This is a genomic window from Ferrimonas balearica DSM 9799, assembly GCF_000148645.1.
Taxonomy (GTDB): Bacteria; Pseudomonadota; Gammaproteobacteria; order Enterobacterales; family Shewanellaceae; genus Ferrimonas; species Ferrimonas balearica.
In genome coordinates, this window is sequence record NC_014541.1 from 1,621,703 (window position 1) to 1,636,293 (window position 14,591).

Below are 14,591 nucleotides of genomic sequence, written 5' to 3' on the forward strand. Positions count from 1 at the left end.
TCGCTACAGCGCTTCTGTGTGGGTCAGGAACTTATACAGCTCGGTACCCTCCTGCACATTGGCGGAGGCGAAATGCAGCACCGGGATGGCGTCCGTGGGCACCGTGACCTCGGTATACAGCGGCCCATCCTGACCCAGCCGCTCATAGTGCCAGATCCGTGCGACAGGCGTGCCGGCGGGCACCGGCTCACCCAGCGGTGCCAGATACTCAATCTGGCCAGCGCAGGGGCTGTAGAGCGCCCGGTAGTTCGCCAGTGCACAGGCATACTGCGGCTCCGGCGCCACCTTATGGGTGCCCTCAGGCCAGCAGCCCTGACTCTCCAGATAGCGGGCAATCCCCGCCGCATCCCGCTCCGCCTGGTTTACATCCAGCTTCTCCTGACTGCCCAGTTCCAGGGTGAACGCGTCCACCGGCATCGGCAGTTCCCGCCCCAGTGCGGCCAGCCGTTGTGACAACTGCCACCAGGGGCTGAAGGCCGCCTCATCCAGTGCGCCACCAAAGTCGCTGGGCATCACGATATTGAGGGGGATATTAAAGCGGTGGGCGTTGGCCCGGGCGTAGTCCGGCACATACAGGTGGCGGGCGCTGATGGGACCGGTGTGCAGGTCCAGCACCACATCGGCGTCCACCGTCATCTGTTGCAACCGCAGGGCCAGCAGTTGCCCGGTTTTCAGGCCCCAGGGCGAGGCCAGCCGGCGGGCCAGTTGGGCTTTGAGGCGCTGGCGGAAGGCGGCACAAAGGGTCGCGTCGTCCGACGACAGATGGCTCTGACAGAAATCGTCCAGGTCGGCATTGTCAAAATGGTACTGACGGTTCCAGTTATCGCCACTGATGGGATCAAACCGGCCCAGGGTAAACTCGCCGCTCTTCTGGTTGATGCCGATGGGGTTGGCCATGGGCACCAGAATCAGCCGGCCACGGGGACGGTTGGCGCGACACAGTGCGAGCAGGCGCTCCAGTACCGCATTGCCCTGGATTTCGGCGCCGTGGATATTGGCCTGCAGATAAACGGTCGGGCCACCGGGGTGGCCCTCTACGGTAATTACTGGCACCCGAGCCAGCTCGCCACTGGGCTGCTGGCCCACATCAAGATGGGTGGTGGTGATCATCCCTTGATCCATTTCGAGAAAGCGTGGCCCAGTTGTAACACAGCAGGTGGCGCAATGGCCATCCGGATGGCTTTGATCAGAAACCCAAACCCACCGCATTGCTGACAAAGCACGAGGGCACTTTTCCCTGTGACATTGATCACGGCTTTGGGTAAGCTGGGGCGCAACAGGTATGACCAGTAATGCCACAAGGAATGTTATGTCGGACGCCAAATCCCATCACGATAATTACGTACTGCGCCTCTACCACAAACTGAAAAGCAAACCGCTGGGCGGTTGGCTGTTCAGTCGGGCGCTGGCCGCCAAGGCGCCCTATTTCAAAACCGTGGGCGCCACCATTACTGCCCTCGAACCGAACCGCTGTGAGTGCATCATCAAAAAGCGCCGTGCGGTGGAAAATCACATCGGTACGATGCACGTGATCGCCATCTGTAACGGCCTGGAGCTCTCCATGGGGGTGATGGCGGAAGCGTCGATTCCCAAGCATCTGCGTTGGATCCCGAAAGGCATGTCACTGGATTACACCGCCAAGGCGGGCAGCGACATTCGCTGTGTGGCGCGGGTCAAACCGGAAGATTGGAAACCCGGCGATCTCGATGTTGAGGTGGTGGCTTACGACGATCAGGACATTGAGGTGGTGCGCGGACGCATTCGCCTCTGGGTCAGCGAAAAGCCGGCCCGGGCTAAGGCGGCCTGATGGTGGAGGGGCTGGGCTGCAGCAACGCCCGCTTACGGGTGCATATGGGCAACCGCCCGCCGCTGATGCCCTTTACCGAACCCGATGGGGTGATGCCGCTGCTCGATGGCGACATCGCCCGCATCAGCCAGGCCGGGGGTAACGGCTGGCGCAAACTCTTCAGCGTTTACGCCAAGCTGGTGTGGGCGCTGCCGGACCGGCCCGTTGCGGCACGGCGCTGGAGCCGATGGCAGGATTACCGCGACGGCGCGCTGTTGCAGCCCGACAGTGACACTGCCTTGCTGTTCTCTGATCCACAACCCACCCCGGAGGGGCTGCAGATCCTGATGGGCAAAAGCTTTGGACTGGCGGCGACGGGGCGGGCTGGTATCCCCTTGTGCTGGCTCGACGCCCACTTCGCCGTCAGTCCAGACAACCGCACCATTGTCTGTCCCTATTTTGACTACCGACAACTGACCAATGCGCGCATCGACACTTTGGTGACTTTGATGCGATCCCTCCATCACTGAACTTGATAACCGATTTCGATTCCCGGGTGGGCATGGCTCGCACAAGCCAGTAGAATGCCGCACCTTTTTTCGTTTTCGCTGTTGTTATGCTGTCCGGTCGTCGCACTTCCCACGCCCACCCTCTCCTTCTTGCCATGTTGACCATGCTCACCGCTGGCCTCTGCGCCAGCCTCTATGTGGCCAGTGGCGGCGAACTGGAACATCAGGGCATCGGGATGCAATGGCTGGCACTGGCGTTTGCCACCCTGTTGAGCGGCTCCATGGTGCTGGGAGGCGAAATCGCCACCAGTACCGTCTCTCTGGGTACGCAAACCCTGATGTGGCAGCGTGTCCAGATAGTGGTAGGCAACCTGTTGGGGATCGCTCTTGCGCTTATCGGTGTGCACTTATTGAGCGGCGCACTGTGGCAAGAGGGTCAGTGGGGCGAGGAAGCGCTCCATGTCGCAAAGGAAAAACTGTCCTACGGGTTTTGGGAACTGGTGGCATTGGGAGCGCTCAGCAACTTGGGGTTGTGCCTGGCGATCTGGCTGAGCCGTATCGCGGATCAACCATCACTAAAATTGATGACACTGGTCGCCCCGATCTGGTTGTTCCTCAATACCGGCATCGAACACGTGATGGTGAACCTGCTGCTGGTGCCGTTTGGCCTGGTAGTATTGCAGGGGGCCCCGGAGCCGTTCTGGCAAATGGCCTCCTGTGATCCCAGTGTCTTTGCCAGCCTCACCGTAACAAACCTGGTCTGCAACAACCTGATGCCAGTCCTGCTGGGCAACCTGGTGGGCGGCGGCGGTGTGGTGGGGCTGATCAACCTGTGGCTGGACCGGGGCAGTGACGACGCGCTGTGGCTGGAGTCGTTGGACGAGGATCGTTAAAGCCGGGCCAGACGACCCGGCATTCAGGGGCAATCAGGGGCGCAGCGAGCGGCGCTTCTGGATATGGCGGGCCTCCGCCATCAGGCAGTCGCGCAGCGGGTGCGGCGCACTGTCGGCGCGCCAGATAAAGGAGAGGCGACGCTCCATATTCAGTTCCGGTACGTTCAGGCACACCAGTTCGCCCCGAGCCACTGCCGCTTCCACCTCAAGATAGGGCAGGCAGCTCAGGTAGCTGCCTTTGGCCACCAGTGCACGCAGCACGCTGACCTGCTCATATTCATGGCGTACATTCAGATTTTCGATAAGCCCATGCAGGGCGGAGTCGAAGATCGCCCGCGTACCGGCGCCGCGCTCACGCAGCACCCATTTGGCCTGCTCCAGTTGGGTCAGGCTGATGCGGTCCAGTTGGGCATAGGGGTGATGCTTTCCCGCCACCAGCGCCAGGTGGTCATTACACCAGGTGTGCTGGGCGATGCGGGCGTCATCGCAGCGCCCCTCAATCACCCCCAACTGGAAGCGATGCTTCACCACACCCTCAATCACCGCCTCGGTATTGGCTACGTCCACTTTGACGTGGATCTCCGGAAAGTCATTATCAATTCGACTGATAAGCTCCGGCACCAGGTGCTCAGCACCGGTCTGGCTGGCGCCCAGACGGATCTCCCCACTCAACAGATGCTGCCCGGCAAAGCCCAGCTCAATCTGGCGGGCATCGCTGATCAGCGCCCGCGCCTTGGGCCGCAGCCATTGACCCCAATGGGTCAAAATCATCCGTTTTCCAATGCGTTCGAACAGCGGCTGGCCCAGCATCTTCTCCAGCTGTGACAGCGACATGCTGGTTGCAGACTGGGTCAGCGCCAGCTTGTCGGCGGCCTGACTGACGCTGCCCAGGGTGGCGATTGCGTCAAATACCATCAACTGTTTCAGGGTGTATTTCATTTTGGGCCAGTGAGCTCTTTTGTGGGTTTGAGCCTGCTTCAACGGGATGCGGGCCAAAAGATCATGCCACAAGCGGGAGTAATGGCCCATTTCCCCACTACAAAACTGTGCACCCGGTCATCAGCTCAACTGATAGGGCATAGCAAAAGAATCAAATTTTTTTTCTCCCCATTGGCTCGTAACGTGAATGGCGTCCGGAGTGGTTCCGGCAACCTGTGACCTAAGGAGCATTGCAATGAAAAATCCAACCGCGCGCACAGCAAGCGTGCATCAGGAGGGGTGTCCATGCTGAGCCTGGTGGCGGAAAAGCCCAAGGGCGACCCGCTGTTGATGGCGGCCGAGAAGGCAGCACTGGCCAAAGCCAGCAAGCCGACCCGGGTGGCGTTCTCTCTCGCGGTTCTGGCCGGCATCTACATCGGTATCGCCTTTACCTTCTACATCACCGTGGTGACCGGCGCTGGCGATATGCCCTGGGGCATCAGCCGTCTGCTGGGTGGCCTGGTGTTCAGCCTGGGTTTGATCCTGGTGGTGGTGGGCGGTGCTGAGCTGTTTACCAGCACGGTGCTGACCGTGGTGCCCTGGGCTTCAGGCCGCTTGTCAGGCACTCGCATGCTGGCGCACTGGGGCCGCATCTACGCGGGCAACATCGTGGGCGCTCTGAGTCTGGTGGCGCTGCTGCTGATGGCCGGACAACCGGACCTGCTGGGTGGCCAGTGGGGCCTGAAAGTGATGTCCGTGGCCAGCCACAAACTGGAGCACACCTTTGCCCAGGCCGTGGCGCTGGGTGCCCTGTGTAACCTGCTGGTGTGCCTTGGGGTCTGGATGACCTTTGCCACCGACAACGCGGCGGCGAAAGCGGCCCTGGTGATCCTGCCGGTGGCGATGTTCGTCAGCGCAGGCTTTGAGCACTCCATCGCCAACCTGTTCCTGGTGCCGTTGGGGATTGCGATTTTCCAGCTGGCGGACGCCGGGTTCTGGAGTGCCGTCGGCGCCGACCCTGCCCAGTTTGCCCACCTGACCGTAGGCAACTTCATTGTTCACAACCTTATCCCTGTCACCCTCGGCAACGTGCTGGGTGGCGGCCTGTTTGTTGGCTTGTTCCATTGGTGGATCCATGGCCAACGCGATCCGATTGAAACGAATTCGACTGCACTGCAAGGAGTCCCAACCATGACCAAGCCTCTGTCCCAAATGACCGCCGCCGACCTGGCCGATACCCAACCGCTGCTGGTGGCCCCGGAGGCCAACGTGGCCGAAGTCACCGCCCAACTGATGGCCCGTGGCCGTGGCGCCGCCCTGGTGGTGAAAGCCGGTGAGCCGATTGGCCTGGTGGACGAGCAGGACCTGCTGCAGGCTTGCTACCTGGCCAACTTTGAAGACACCCAGTTTGTGCCGGTCGAACAGGCGATGCAGCCGGTGGCCTTTATCGTGGAAGCCGATGAGCGCATCACCAAGCTGGCCTGCCGCATGGCGGTGGACGAAGCCAAGATGTACCCGGTGAACGACGGTGGCTACCTGACCAGCTACAACATCGGCAGCCTGGAACAGCGCGCCAAGGATGCCACCCCGGCCGGTAACGCCATTGCTGTGGTGATGCAGGAAGGGCGTGTGATCGGTGTGGTCGAGAAGCGCAAGCTGCTGGCCCTGGTGACCGGCACCCTGGTGGAGCAGAAAGAGCAGGACGAGAGCAGCGAGAAAGAGGTGGCGTAACTGCCACGGTAAGATCAGAAAAGGGGCCGGGTGGCCCCTTTTGGCGTTGGGGGGATGAGATCAGTCCGGCATCAGTTTCCAGTACCGAGCAGGTGAATTCCCTATTCGGTTCCTTGATAATGCGCAGAACAGATTCAAGGCGTATCCCCAACGGATACCGCCATCGGGACAAAGCAGACAGTGATTCAGGTAAAGTGTTTTCGATTCGAGGTTGAATCAAAAATCAGGCAAGCGGATGTCGTCGGTTATTCCTTGGATGAACAGTATCTCGATGTCAGGTTAACGGATGGCCGCATCGTTACGCCTTACCTTCATTTCATACCGACAGAAAATGACATTCCCCTGTTCGATCTGGTGGATATGGTGGAAGGATGCATCGCGGATAGCTTCAATGTGAAAGCCTGTAGCGTGAGCCACAACGAAGATGACGTGTTTATCAAAAGTGCTTTCACCCTGGAGTTCGGTTTAGGCAGTTCGGCTGAACTGAAGGGCAATGTGCTCACCATTTCGCAAGATGACGGTGACTATCGATACGCTGTTGAAGCGTCATTCACGGAGGTCGATTCGCCCTCTTTCATCAAACCTGTCTCAGTGCAATCCGGTTCGTCGTCTGTGGTGGCGGCTAAAGCCAGTATTGAAGCGATGACCATGTAAGCGTCGGCCGTTTCTACTTTGTGAGCGGATATGAAACGACGAGCAGCAGAACCCGTCGCTGACCAGATGCCCTGGCGGAGCTGAAAGGTCAGGGTGAAAGCATTGGGTGAAAGCACCGGGAACAAAGTGGCGCAACCGCTTTGGTTTAAAGCGTAAAGGGGCCAGTTGGCCCCTTTTGCATTGGGTCAGACGTGGCGCAATCAGGCCGCAGGGGATTGACGCAGGCGGTAGAGGGCGCGGCGGTGTCCATCCATCCACTGTTTCGCATAGCGGGCCTGGCCCGGCTGCTCCGGCACAAAAGGGCAGGTCTCAGCAGATTCACCGTTCATCCCCGCATTCCAGCCCATATCGTGGGCCAGCTTGCCCCCTTTCAGCACCTCGTCAAAGAGTGGATTCATGGTGCGCGACAACAGGCGACGGAACAGGCTGCCGGCCAGGTGCACCCCAATCACGATAAGGGTGCCGTACAGCAGCATCATCGGGATATTCCCTTGCCCCAGCAGATACGCCGCGATGGCGCCCAGCATCATCGCCATGCTAACGACCCGGTCAAACTTTTTCCCTGCGCCGATTTTTGAGCCCATATAGAGACGCTCCAGCCGCTGATGCTTAGCGGCAAGGGCGAAGTACTGCTGTTGTTCTTGTTCGGTCATCTCGTTGTTCTTCAGTGAATCCAGCAAGGTGCCGTCCGGCACCGTAAACACAGGCGCTCTTTTACCACGGGTCGGCGAGAGTCCCTAGTGATTCGCGGATCTTTCAGAAGGAGAGGGTGGGTTTGGCGTAGCGTTGGCCTGTGGTCCAAGGAAACCATGTGGATTCGAGTGATAAGGGCTTAACAGGGTTTATCAGAACACCCACTTAAGGAAAGGCGATTTCAACTCCTGTCAGGTGTATCAGGCAAGCCACCCTGCATCTAAGGCTACTGCATTGATTTAGCAATATTGGCTTGTTACGTTGGTCATCGCTTTTCAGGCATGAATACGTTCGTACCGCAGAATGAAATAAGCGATGTTGGTTATTGTGGCGTTAGGGAAACTCGATGAGTAATCGTAACTGGGTCTGCTTCACTTGTCGGATAACGAACAGGAAATCTTCGCGATTTGTTGGCAGAGCGGTATGTCCGCAGTGCAGAGGTTCCCTCAGGTACCTTGGCTACAAGATACCGGTGCCTCCGAAGCATAAGGTTAAAGAATGGAAGAGACTTGAATCTGACCTTGCACTCCAATCAAGGCAGTCCGAGTGCAGAAAATTCAGTTCAGGAATTCGAATGCGTCATGATTTAGAGCAAGAGTTGGTTAAGCTAAAGTGTCGTCCGGACAATCCAGGCATAAGAAAGCTGATTAAGCAGGTAGAAAGAAGACTTAAGTATGCCTGACAACAGCGTTATGGTTGGAAATTTCCTGAGGAACGGGGTTTATGTGGGATAAGTCAATTCCGAAGAGAGCACTAAGACTCTCATTCGGAGCGTCATGCATGATAGGTATTGTCATTCTGGTCCAGGCGGTATTAGGAGGCGTCCAAGGAAGTGCGTCTGAAGTGGCTGTTCGGGCATTAATAGTATCGGCAGGGATCCCTTTTATTCTTTGGTTGTTCTTCGTTGTTTATCTTATCTTTAATCCGGATTTTGATGGCCATGAAAAACGTCGAAAGTTGAGTGACGATGGCAACTAGTTGTTCAACGGCTTTGGATAGAACAGGGAGGAAGTGATTGAACATCTTCAGAAGCATTGCCATGTCATATAACTACTCAAAACTTTGGGTTAAGGCAGTCGAGCTTTCAGGTCTTAGAAGATATGATGAAGCCAAATCAGTCTTGATTGAGATGGAAACATCAGGAGGTAAGGCAGACCTGGAGTATTGTCTACTAAGGGGTTTTATCGAGTACATGCACTGTAATCGAGATGGCGCAATAAGCTCGTTGAAAGCTGCTATTGAGAAAGCGAAGAAGTCAAAACGTCTTAATAGTCAAGAAAAGGGTTATTTGATCGCTTACGCAGAAGGTATGCTGAGAGAGTATGGAGTAATTCATTGTCAAGCAGACTACAGAACCATTAACCTAAAGAAGGTTCCATCTCATTTCAAAAGAAAGTATCCACTGACTGATCACCCCGGCTGGAATGATTAGCCTAAACTCAGATCGCCATTAAATCACCAGATATAACGGCAGTTCATCAGGCGCAAGCGAATGACCGGGTTTGTGAGACTGAAGATATCTAAGCGATGCTCTCTGGTGGATGCAAGGGTGGGTGTCCAGTTAGGCTAATTTATCAGCCAGATATACAGGGGCGCTATCGGTCAACTGCGTTCAGTCGAGGTAGCCCGCTGCTTGTCTGCTTCCGAGCAGTTAGCGACGATTAACTCTTCACTTGGTGGAGCATGGTGGTCGGCATAAAATATGCGTGGCACAAGCAATAGTCAGTCGAGCGATTGCTATCCTTCTACGGCGTCTTGTTATGCTTCTAGATATAAAACGACAGGATAAAGACCAACAGCACAGCAAAAAAAATAGTATATAGCGGCATTTTCCTCGTTTTGTAACCTCTCAAACCAATAGGGTGGGTTGCCCAATTAGTTAATATCGTAGCCAACTTAAGCCTTTTCCTTACTATCTTATTTCCACAAGAACGGTAGTGGAATTTTCTACTTAAAAATATTCCACCATAGTGTCGAAAATCATCCTCCAGTTCATGCTGCTTTTCAGCTATGAGATGTTCATTTTTTTCGATAGCTACTGTGACATTCAGCACAATTGATCCGTTGTCATTTTCTTTAATTGAACATTCGCTAGGACTCATACTCTGGTAAACCTGCATAAACCCACCACGTGCTGAGTAGATGGACTGAAAAAGGAAGGAGTACCGAACCGATACTTTTCTACTTTTGGATTGGTCCATCTAATAACATGGCTCCGTGCTAAGGAAATATAAAGCCGCAATGTGTGGCGCATCAATGTGGGGCGCATCAATGCTTGGCTAAATTAGCGAAAAATGAGGATCGGAAAAGTTTTAGTCGCTCCATCATAATTGCCTTGTTAGGTAACTTTTGCGTGTCCAGTTTGAATTTGTTTTTTGATATAACTGTCGACGGCATCTTTCATGGTTTTATTCGGGTTCAATTGACAAAAATAGCCGATCGACATAATGAAATTCATGGCCTCTGGCATATGTTCAGGTGATTTGTTTTTTTCGAAAGTAACTCCTAAGCCAGTTAAATATCCTGCCCACCAGTTCTTGTAACCAAACTGCATATTGGGCAAGTTCTTATTTTTGCTATAGGAAGAACACTCAACACTCCCAAAAACTTGACTTTTTTCGGTTGCGCCGATTTTCATGGCAATAATGGATAGCATCATTAATATAAAACTTTGCACCAATCGCATTAAGTTTCCTAACGTTTATTAGATTGAGCCTGCAACGTACGAAACCTTGCAAGATGGCCATAAAAATCAGGCATGTGATGGCTTTAACCTAACTAATCCCAAGGACTTTGTGAAGGGCAAGGCTTACTGTCTCAACGACCGCTCTCCGCCCTTAAAACGACCGTTGGGCCAGTACCCGCCAATGACCCGAATGAGCACTAAAGCAGTCTTTCTCGCCAAGGACGCGGTGACAGTATTGTGGCGAGACTTGGCATACTGTCCTGATCGTGGGCTAAAACCCCACGCCACGTTGGGTTCGGCAGATCTCAGTCAGTGCCGCTCCGATAAGGGTGACCCCAATCCAATAAAAAAGCCCGCCAATCGGCGGGCTTTGTTGTGGTCGTTATCCATTCTGATGGATTTGCAGCGGGCACTTCAGTGAGGGCCCATCCGCATCAGCTTTTCACGCTGCCGGGCAGAACCCGTTTCAGAATGTCGGCCAGGGTGACAATGCCAATCATCTGGCCCTCTTTGCGCACCACGGCAAGCTGAACACTGGCTTCACGCATCCGCGCCATCGCTTCGTACACCGGTGTGGTGGCGTCCAGCACAAAGGCTTTACGGGCAACCTCCTGAGCGGGGCGGTCGGTCGGCTCCATCAGGGTGTCACGGACGTGCACCACCAGCGGCTTCAGACCTTCGTTACCGAACACCAGAATGCGCAGGTGGCCGGAGGCCATGGCAGCGGCGCGCACGTCGGCGACGGTGGCGTTCTGATCCACATGGGCCATCACCTGACCTTCGGTCACCAGCGTCTCCACGGTGATGGAGCCGAGGTCGATCAGGCTGGACAGCTGGCGCTGAGTGTCGGAGTTCAGGGTACCGACTTTACCGGAGTGCTCCACCAGTTGGCGGATGGTGTCGATATCCCGGCCACCAACGGCCGCGCTGTCCACCGGCTCAACACCGGAGGCGCGCACCAGGCGGTTCGCCACGTGGTTAATGCCATTAAGCAGCGGACGCAGCGGCCAGACAAAGGCGCGGGCGACGATGCCGATGGCCAGTGCGGAGCGCTCCGGATGGGCGATGGCCCAGGACTTCGGTGCCATCTCACCCACCACCAGGTGCAGGAAGGTGACGAAGAACAGCGCGAAGCCAAAGGCCGCGCCATCGGCCAGCCAGTACGGCAGGTCCATGGCGAGAAACACCGGGCCGAGCCATTGGTCGACGGCGGGCTTGGTAACGGCACCCAGGGCGAAGGTACAGAAGGTGATGCCCAACTGGGCACCGGCCAGCATCATGGTGAGGTCGTTCATGCCACGCAGGGCGGCACGGGCCGAGGCGCTTTCAATCGCCATCTCTTCCAGACGGTGGCGGCGCGCCCCCAGCAAGGCAAATTCGATGATCACGAAGAAGCCGCTGAGGACGATAAGGGCCAGGGTCACCAGGGTGACAATCAATGGATCGTTCATTGTTCACCCTCCTCGCTGGGTTTCTCGACCAGTTTGACCCGCACCTCGGTGGGGACGTGTCGTTCAATGCGCAGGACATTGACCTCAAGTTGTCGCAACACAGGTTCTCCGGCCGCAAGCTCCGATGGGTCGATCGGCAAATCAATGGTGACGGTGTCGCCTTCGGCGGGCAGGGCACCGCGCTGAGCAATCAACATACCGGCGATGGTTTCGATGTCGCCACGCGGCAGGTCGTAGTCGATGGCACGTTCCACCTCGTCGAGGTGCACGTCGCCCTCCATCAGCCAAGTGTTGTCGCCTTCAAAGACCACGGCGCTGGTTTCGGTGTCATGTTCGTCGGTGATCTCACCCACGATCTCCATGGCCAGGTCTTCGATGGAGAGAATACCGGCGAAACCGCCGTACTCGTCGATGACACAGGCCAGCTGCGCGGTGGAGCTTTCCAGCTGTTTGAGCGCGTCGGGCAGTCGCATCAGGGTCGGCAGTACGGTGGCCGGGCGCATCACGGCGGCCACGGTGTCGTCCTGGTGGCCCGCTTCCATATGCGCCAGCACGTCAGCCAGGTGAACCACCCCCACCGGGGCGTCGTCATCGTTCACCACAGGGTAGCGGGTATGCGCTTGCGCCATCAGCGCCAGCAGCTCGGTCAGGGTGGTTTCGGGTTCCACCCAGTCCACTTGCGAACGGGGCACCATGGCGTGTTCCACGTCGCGTTCCGGGAAGTCCAGAATGCGGTCCATGATCAGGGACAGTTCCACCGGCAGGTCACCACTGTCGCGGGAGTTGGCGATGATGTGGTGCAGGTCCTCTTCCGAGGCGCTGACGTCCAGATCGTGCACAGGTTCGATGCGCACGGCGCGCAGCAGAATGTTGGCCGACTTGTCGAAGAAGCTGATAAACCAGCCAAAGACGGACATGTAGATCAATGTAGAGCGCGCCAGCATCCGGGCCATGGGCTCGGGATTGGCGATGGCCAGGTTCTTGGGATAGAGCTCACCAAACACCATCTGCACCAGCATGGCGACCACAAGCGTGGTGATGGTACCGATGGTGGTGCCCGCTTCCAGAGACAGCCCGAAGCTTTGCAACAGAACCCCCATCGACTGCCCCACCAGAGGCTCGGCCACGAAACCCAACACCAGACCGGTCACGGTGATGCCCAGCTGGGCACCGGACAGCATAAAGCTGGTTCGCTTAGTCACGGAGAGGGCGCGTTTGGCCGCTTTGTCGCCGGAGTTGGCCAGGGTGGCCAGTCGTGCACGGTCCACCGCCATGTAGGCGAATTCCTGGGCAACGAAATAACCGTTGGCGGCGATGATAGCCAGAATAGTCAGAAGACCGAGAAGCAGGGTAAGGATGGGCTCAATCATGGTTGCAGCCTCTCTTGAGGGGATAAGGGCAAGAGGGGGCTACACATTCGATCCGATTGGGGGTCCACAAAGTATTCCTAAGTTACAAACAGGAAAAACAGTATATTTGAGCTGCGGTGATTTGGTCTACAGATATCATTCGTATGCAATGATGTGTTTTGATTTGGTATATTTTACAGTCACTTGGGTTGGTGCCTTTGTCAGTTTTGCATCATTGGGAGGCGAGAAAAGGCGAGTGTTAAGAAAATGAGGTCAATCCGTAACCGAACGGGCCCGCTGGGCCCCAGTTTTTTGAGGGGCTGTGTGTGATGTGACCAACCTCACAGCCCTGGTAACTGGCCCCAGAGCTTAAAGCCTGCCCGAGTGTGTGCGCTACTCGTGATACTTGCGGATAACCGCCACTTTGCCGTTTTCCATCTCAAGCAGCTCCATCATGGTGCTGGTGTACTCAATGGCTTGCTGGTTCTGGGGGTGAATCCCTTTGGCATGATGCCGGTAGCGAATGGCAATGGCGGAATCGTTAAAGACAAAGACGTCGAGCAGTTCGGCCTGGTATTCGGTGTGGGCGCCGAGGTAGAACGTCATCCCTTCACGCATGGCGGCTTTGCCATCCGGCAGGCGAGCGTCGTCGGTTTCCCAGGGCAGGTGAGTGTGGCCCACATCATCCATCAGCAGTGCCAGATAGGCTTCCAGGTCCTGCTTGCTGGCATCCGGCGCCTGGGTGGCGCTCATCGCCTGAAAGTAGCGCTGGGCGAAGGCGTGGAGGTCCGCAGAGGCCGCCATGGCGGATGGGACAATGAGCAGAAGCAGCGCCGTTACGAGGGCTTTTGCCATGATGCTTTCCTTGTCTTTGGGCTGGGTGTCAGTCTTTGTCAGCGCGCTCTGGACTCCGGCTCCAACCACACCTTCGACATGACTAAGACCAGGTTGCCCGATGTCGTTATGAGCGATCAATAGAGAGCGTGGATGGATCCTCGGTTTTAATAAATACCGCCCGATAGTGGGTTAATCCACTGTCGTCAGTGATGACGCCGTCAAAGGTATGATTGTCATCAAAACCGGAAATCGACTTTAACCCTTCCGTCTCCCGCGCATCATTCACCGTGATCTCTGCAAGGCAGATGAGCCCCCGGCAAAGTGCATTAAAGTCGGCAATGCCAGTCAGCGATAAGATTGCCTCATTGAGTGCTTGCTCTCGTTGATACGACGCCAAGCTGCCCTCCATATGATTGAGGCGCTCAAAGGCGTGCTGAAGGGTTTCCGTCCGGAAGATCTGCTTAATGGTGGATTCATAAACCACGCCCTGTTCAGAGAGGAAGCTCCGGTTTAACGCCATCTCGCTGGCAAATGAGAGGACGGCAGGCGTCGCGCTTCCCAGAGGGGGGCGGTCATCTTTGGCACTGCTGTCGTTGCCCGGGCGCGGTGGAATGTGGCCTTGAGTTTGGTCGCTCTGGGATGGCAGCTCACGGTGACGGGAAAGGGCCGGTGCCGGGGTGCCAGAGGTTTCGGATTTTGGACGCGCTGAGGGCTGGCTCGGGTCAGAGATCAACACGGCGTAGGCCAGAACGGACAACAGTGCGAGCAAGGCTGAGGCGTAAACCGTCGGTTTGTTTATCATGCAATCCCCAAAGTGACCATGGGCAACGGCCCCTATTCAAAAACGGATTCGGTGCGAAAGCCGGTTGTTCGACTTAACGCGTCGATGATTTTGACTAGCCGGGACAGCGCTGCGCCATCAAGGGGAGTGAAGTGGTGAGAAAATCGGTGTGATTCATCAGCCCACGCCGGCAGAGAGGGCACACGACAGCAAACGATTGGGGATGGGCCACACCACAAGAACTCAAAAAGCCCGCACGGTATTCGTTGCGGGCTTTTGGTTGGCCGGTGTGCCGGTTCAGGG

At 56.5% G+C, this 14,591-nt stretch carries 15 protein-coding genes; 6 read left to right on the forward strand and 9 right to left on the reverse strand.

Features of this window, described 5'->3' with window-relative positions:
* Positions 1–3: 3 nt before the first annotated feature.
* Entirely contained in the window at positions 4–1,110 is a 1,107-nt protein-coding gene (locus tag FBAL_RS07350) for a M14 family metallopeptidase (protein WP_013344956.1), read from the reverse strand.
* A 199-nt stretch (positions 1,111–1,309) separates the two neighbouring features.
* Between FBAL_RS07350 and FBAL_RS07355 the strand changes: the two genes are divergently transcribed.
* The 3 genes from FBAL_RS07355 to FBAL_RS07365 all read left to right on the forward strand — a co-directional run bounded on the left by FBAL_RS07355 (position 1,310) and on the right by FBAL_RS07365 (position 3,188).
* Positions 1,310–1,807, forward strand: coding sequence for a hotdog fold domain-containing protein (locus FBAL_RS07355; RefSeq protein WP_013344957.1), 498 nt, complete (start codon positions 1,310–1,312; stop codon positions 1,805–1,807).
* Entirely contained in the window at positions 1,807–2,316 is a 510-nt protein-coding gene (locus FBAL_RS07360) for a DUF6942 family protein (RefSeq protein WP_013344958.1), read from the forward strand. The genes FBAL_RS07355 and FBAL_RS07360 overlap by 1 nt, the downstream gene beginning before the upstream one ends.
* A gap of 134 nt (positions 2,317–2,450) precedes the next feature.
* On the forward strand, positions 2,451–3,188 hold the full coding sequence (locus tag FBAL_RS07365) for a formate/nitrite transporter family protein (protein ID WP_280963747.1): 738 nt from the start codon (positions 2,451–2,453) through the stop codon (positions 3,186–3,188).
* A 33-nt stretch (positions 3,189–3,221) separates the two neighbouring features.
* Here the strand turns inward: FBAL_RS07365 and FBAL_RS07370 are convergent, their stop codons facing one another.
* The gene (locus FBAL_RS07370) at positions 3,222–4,127 is read right to left on the reverse strand and encodes a LysR substrate-binding domain-containing protein (RefSeq protein ID WP_013344960.1); all 906 of its coding nucleotides are present in this window, start codon (positions 4,125–4,127) and stop codon (positions 3,222–3,224) included.
* Between the two features lie 285 nt (positions 4,128–4,412).
* Between FBAL_RS07370 and focA the strand changes: the two genes are divergently transcribed.
* Positions 4,413–5,837, forward strand: a complete 1,425-nt coding sequence (gene focA, locus FBAL_RS07375) for a formate transporter FocA (protein ID WP_013344961.1) — start codon at positions 4,413–4,415, stop codon at positions 5,835–5,837.
* Positions 5,838–6,017: 180 nt separating this feature from the next.
* Positions 6,018–6,491, forward strand: coding sequence for a hypothetical protein (locus FBAL_RS07380; protein ID WP_013344962.1), 474 nt, complete (start codon positions 6,018–6,020; stop codon positions 6,489–6,491).
* 200 nt (positions 6,492–6,691) lie between these two features.
* On the opposite strand, the gene FBAL_RS20610 is transcribed toward FBAL_RS07380, so the two are convergent.
* Complete coding sequence (locus tag FBAL_RS20610) at positions 6,692–7,195, reverse strand: hypothetical protein (RefSeq protein WP_013344963.1); 504 nt, start codon at positions 7,193–7,195, stop codon at positions 6,692–6,694.
* A 1,028-nt stretch (positions 7,196–8,223) separates the two neighbouring features.
* Between FBAL_RS20610 and FBAL_RS20235 the strand changes: the two genes are divergently transcribed.
* Entirely contained in the window at positions 8,224–8,616 is a 393-nt protein-coding gene (locus FBAL_RS20235; protein ID WP_171814255.1) for a hypothetical protein, read from the forward strand.
* Positions 8,617–8,950: 334 nt separating this feature from the next.
* On the opposite strand, the gene FBAL_RS20240 is transcribed toward FBAL_RS20235, so the two are convergent.
* The 6 genes from FBAL_RS20240 to FBAL_RS07410 form a co-directional block, all read right to left on the reverse strand.
* Positions 8,951–9,385 (reverse strand): hypothetical protein, encoded by a 435-nt coding sequence (locus FBAL_RS20240; protein WP_148226713.1) that lies wholly within the window; start codon positions 9,383–9,385, stop codon positions 8,951–8,953.
* A 137-nt stretch (positions 9,386–9,522) separates the two neighbouring features.
* Positions 9,523–9,870 (reverse strand): hypothetical protein, encoded by a 348-nt coding sequence (locus FBAL_RS07390; RefSeq protein ID WP_013344964.1) that lies wholly within the window; start codon positions 9,868–9,870, stop codon positions 9,523–9,525.
* Between the two features lie 434 nt (positions 9,871–10,304).
* On the reverse strand, positions 10,305–11,321 hold the full coding sequence (locus tag FBAL_RS07395; RefSeq protein WP_013344965.1) for a hemolysin family protein: 1,017 nt from the start codon (positions 11,319–11,321) through the stop codon (positions 10,305–10,307).
* Entirely contained in the window at positions 11,318–12,691 is a 1,374-nt protein-coding gene (locus tag FBAL_RS07400) for a hemolysin family protein (protein ID WP_013344966.1), read from the reverse strand. Before FBAL_RS07400 ends, FBAL_RS07395 begins: the two co-directional genes overlap by 4 nt.
* 372 nt (positions 12,692–13,063) lie before the next feature.
* A complete protein-coding gene (locus FBAL_RS07405; RefSeq protein WP_013344967.1) occupies positions 13,064–13,525 on the reverse strand; it encodes a nuclear transport factor 2 family protein in 462 nt (153 codons plus the stop codon).
* 106 nt (positions 13,526–13,631) lie between these two features.
* Entirely contained in the window at positions 13,632–14,309 is a 678-nt protein-coding gene (locus FBAL_RS07410) for a hypothetical protein (protein ID WP_013344968.1), read from the reverse strand.
* Between the last annotated feature and the right edge of the window lie 282 nt (positions 14,310–14,591).